We start from the raw sequence: 4438 nt of genomic DNA on the forward strand, positions 1-4438 counted from the left end.
TAAAAATTTCTCCTTGGACTCGATAGCTCTTATCTTATCTATAGCTTCCATTGTCTTAAACGATGATGAAGACTCGCTAAACTTTACCATAAGCATGGTAGAATCTTCTGCATAGAAGAAATCTCTAATCTCATCTGGCAAGAACTCTTTTGGTACTGTATTACCAACTATAGATGTTTTTGAAATAACATTCTCTACACCATCAATTTCAAGTATCTGATTTTTTAACCTATCGGCATCATAATCATCGCCCTTTAATATCAACATACCGGTTGCGGCATTTTTGAAATCTTTATCTAGTATCTCCTGGCCCTGGGTACTTTCAAGGTCAGCTGGCAAATATGATAAGATATCATAGTTCACACCTGTGTATTTGTATCCTATAAAAGATGGTATCAATAATAGAGTCATTATCAATAATACAAGTCTAGGATGGTGTGAAATAAACTTTGTTATCTTTTTCATTCTATCTCTCCTGTTCTATTAAACATTTTTTTAATATTAGCATACAAAACTGGCTTCATCTCCCCAATAGTTAAAATCGATTCATCCATTGTCGCACTTTTACAAGTTGACATTACGATTTCAAGGGTTAGAGAAAGTATATATAGCTTCTGGCTTTCGGTATAATCTCCTGTGAAGAGATTCTCATACTTACTAAGAATAAAATGTAAGGATGATTCCGCTTCTTTGAGTTTTTCATCATTTTCAATCTTAGTGTAGAGGGCCCAGGTGATATTTTTACTCACAAGGTCTAGCTCGAAAGGATGGGCTATGAGATAATCAATGATATAATCAAGAAAGTATATGTATCTTTCGATAGGATCTTCTTGATTACAGCTATCTTCCGCCTTAACAATAATATCCTTAGCTATATTTAGGACAATCTTCTCCTTCAAGTCCTTCTTATCAGAATAGTAAAGATAGAAAGTCCCCAGGCCAAAGCCTGCTTCCTTCATCACATCTCTTACTGAAGTATTGTCAGCTCCCTTAGATTTGAAAATCCTAAGAGCAGCCTCCATTATAGCTTTTCCCTTGTCGTTCGTAAAACTTCCCATATATTCACTCCAATTTCTTCAAAATGAACGCCGTTCATTAATTGCTACAAATATATGATACGCCTTAATGAACGTTGTTCAACTTTTCTTGTAAATTTTTTTATTAAAAAATACCAAAGAATAAAATTCTCTGGTATTAGTACTTATTTATTAAATTATAGTAAATATGGATCATCTTCCCAAGAGCTTAGGGTCTTTGGATCAGTTGCGTTGGTATCTCTTCCAGCTGGTCCTAGGTCCTTGGCGCTTTCTGGCTCGCTAGCCTTTGTTGGATAGTTTAAATCAGAATCCATAGCTACATACTCTTCCCATTCTTTCCTAGACTTTGGTGGAGTGACATCTACATTTACACTTTCTATATCAATTCCCAAGGCCTCTGCAACTCCCTTTCCATAAGCTGGATCTGCAAGATAGCAGTTTCTAATATATCTATGCTTAATTTGCATAGTAGAATCTCCCATATTTCTTGCAGTATTTTCGAAAAGCACTAGTTTTTGCTCATCAGTCATCCTATTAAAGAGCATGCCTGGTTGGGTAAAGTAGTCGTTGTCATCTTTTCTAAAGTCATATCTTTTGACTTCGCCACCCTCATCAGCTGGTCTTTCAAGACTAGGATCATCCTGCCATGCTCCGTAGGAATTTGGTCTATAATGAAGCTCGCTTCCCTTATTTCCGTCAACTCTCATGGCTCCATCCCTATGGAAGTCGTGAGGATTTTCTACTCCTTGTGGGCTATTTACAGGAATTTGATGGTGGTTTACTCCAAGCCTATATCTTTGAGCATCAGAATACATGAAGGCTCTTGCTTGAAGAACCCTATCTGGTGATAGTCCAATTCCTGGAATGATATTGGCTGGTGAGAAGGCCGCTTGTTCCACATCTTGGAAGAAGTTGTCAGGATATTTGTTTAGGACATATTCCCCTACAGGAATTAGTGGATAGTCTTTCTTAAGCCACATTTTAGTTAGATCAAAAGGATTTGTAGGATGATTTTTAGCTTCTTCTTCTGTCATTACTTGTATATACATTTTCCACTTTGGATACATGCCCTTTTCAATTGCCTCATACAAGTCTCTGCCAGAAGATTCCCTATCCTTTCCATTAACCATTTCAGCTTCTTGGTCGGTATAGTTTTGGATTCCTTGCTCACTTCTAAAGTGGAACTTTACCCAAACCCTGTCTCCTTCTTCGTTATACATGGAGTAGGTATGAGAACCAAAGCCGTGCATGTATCTAAAGGAAGATGGTATTCCCCTATCTGAGTTGATGATAGTTGTCTGTAAGAGTGATTCTGGTAGGGATGACCAATAATCAAAGTTGGTGTTTGGACTTCTTAGGTGGGATTTAGGATCTCTTTTTACAGCGTGGTTGAGGTCAATAAATTTCATTGGGTCTCTAAAGAAAAACACTGGTGTATTGTTCCCTACTACATCCCAATTGCCTTCTTCTGTATAAAATCTTAGGGCAAAGCCACGGATATCTCTTTCGGCATCAGCCGCACCACGTTCACCTGCAACTGTACTCATCCTAGAAAATACCTTGCACTTATTTCCTACATTAGAAAATAATTTAGCTCTTGTGTATTTGCTAATGTCATGGGTTACTGTAAACTCACCCCAAGCTCCCCATCCCTTAGCGTGCATCCTTCTTTCTGGGATGACTTCTCTGTTGAAGTGGGCATGCTTTTCAAAAAGCCACAAGTCTTGGATTGAGACATGGCCCCTTTCTCCGGCAGTCATGGTATCTTCGTCATTATCAACGATTTGGCCACCAGCTCGTCTTAGGGTTGGATCATCACTTACATTTTGGTTTCTACTTGGTATAGGATCTCCTAAACCATTTTTCTCAGTAGGATCCATTTTCTTCTTATCGTCTGACATATTTACTCCTTTATGTTAAAAATAATACTTTTATAGTTAAATTAATCCTTATTTGAATTACCTTTAAATTTCCTTACATATTGCTAATTTCTTCTAACCAAGCTTCATCTAGTGGGTCTTGGGAGAATCTTTCTTTTCTATCAAGACTTGCTAGGGCATGCATATCGCATTCTTCTAGCTCAAAATCAAAAATATCAATATTTTCCTTAAGTCTTTTAGCATGAACTGATTTTGGAATAATCATAGTTCCTTGGTCAATATTCCATCTTAGAGCTATTTGGGCTGGAGTTTTATTGTACTTATCAGCCAATTGTTTTAGGATTTCTTCATCAAGTAAGCCTCCCCTAGTTCTTGCAAGTGGACTCCATGCTTGGTGTTTTATATTTTTTTCCTTGAGAAAGGTCCTTGTTTCTGGATCTTGTAGGAAGAGGTGACTTTCTAATTGATCCATTGATGGAGCCTCTCCTACTTCTAGCAATTTCACTAATTGTTCTGGCATAAAATTACATACAGCGATTGATTTAACAATACCTTGGTCTTTGTAATCCATAAAGACCTTCCAAGCCTTATCAAAATCCTTGCCGAACCAGTGGAGGTGGATTACATCTAGATAATCTGTCCTTAAATCCTTAAGGGATTCATCGATTGATCTTTTGGTCTCATCTATTCCAAAGTCTTTTGGCCAAACCTTTGTTGCTAGCATATAATCTTTCCTTTTAACTGGTGCATTTTCCAAAGCCCTGCCGATAAATTCCTCATTGTTATAGTATTTTGCAGTATCAAAATACTCATAGCCTAGTTCAAGGGCTGCCTGAATTACTTCTTCCATTAGTTTTTCATCTTCTATCTTATAAGTTCCCATTCCCATTGCAGGAACTTTTAGTCCATCATTAAGTGTGTAATATTTCATATATATATAATCCTTTCTTCACTCTCTTTACATTGATACCCAAAGAGCCCTATCTTAATTACAAGATTTTGTGATAGAATATAGATATGAAAACAGTATTAGTAACAGGCTCCTCACGTGGCATAGGAGCAGCCATATGTAGGAAGCTTAACAAAAATTACAAAATAATAATTAATTATAATAAAAGCGAAGAAGCTGCCCTTAAGCTCCTTGATGAACTTAGGAAGGAAAATCCCTTTGTAATTGCTGTAAAGGCAGATGTAAGTAAGGAAGATGAAGTAGAAAGGATGTTTGAGATAGGTGAGAGTAACTTCGGTCATATTGATATCCTAATTAATAACGCTGGTATATCACACTTTTCCCTAATCCAAGATACTGCCTTTGATAAATGGAAGGAGATCCTTGGTACTAACTTAGATTCAGTCTTTCTTACTTCCAAAAGAGCTGTCCCAAAGATGTTAAGTAGTGAAGATGGGATTATCATAAACATGTCTTCCATCTGGGGAGAAGCTGGAGCTAGTATGGAAAGTGCCTATTCAGCTAGTAAGGGCGCCATCAACTCCTTTACCAAATCCCTAGCCAAGGAGCTT

General features: G+C 37.2%; 4 protein-coding genes and 1 pseudogene. 1 reads left to right on the forward strand and 4 read right to left on the reverse strand.

From position 1 onward, the window contains the following. From MRZ08_RS01245 to MRZ08_RS01260, 4 genes and pseudogenes are all read right to left on the reverse strand, one after another. Positions 1-465, reverse strand: a pseudogene (locus tag MRZ08_RS01245) (antibiotic ABC transporter permease); the annotation flags it as partial. Continuing rightward, complete coding sequence (locus tag MRZ08_RS01250) at positions 462-1058, reverse strand: TetR/AcrR family transcriptional regulator (protein ID WP_297378370.1); 597 nt, start codon at positions 1056-1058, stop codon at positions 462-464. The pseudogene MRZ08_RS01245 and the gene MRZ08_RS01250, both read right to left, overlap by 4 nt. A 155-nt stretch (positions 1059-1213) precedes the next feature. Continuing rightward, the gene (locus MRZ08_RS01255; RefSeq protein ID WP_297378373.1) at positions 1214-2938 is read right to left on the reverse strand and encodes a catalase; all 1725 of its coding nucleotides are present in this window, start codon (positions 2936-2938) and stop codon (positions 1214-1216) included. A 73-nt stretch (positions 2939-3011) separates the two neighbouring features. Beyond that, positions 3012-3848, reverse strand: a complete 837-nt coding sequence (locus MRZ08_RS01260) for an aldo/keto reductase (RefSeq protein ID WP_297378375.1) — start codon at positions 3846-3848, stop codon at positions 3012-3014. Positions 3849-3934: 86 nt separating this feature from the next. Between MRZ08_RS01260 and MRZ08_RS01265 the strand changes: the two genes are divergently transcribed. Beyond that, positions 3935-4438, forward strand: a 504-nt coding sequence (locus MRZ08_RS01265) for an SDR family NAD(P)-dependent oxidoreductase (RefSeq protein WP_297378378.1), incomplete at its 3' end; no start/stop codon positions are given.

It is taken from the genome of Anaerococcus sp. (assembly GCF_022770135.1).
Taxonomy (GTDB): Bacteria; Bacillota; Clostridia; order Tissierellales; family Peptoniphilaceae; genus Anaerococcus.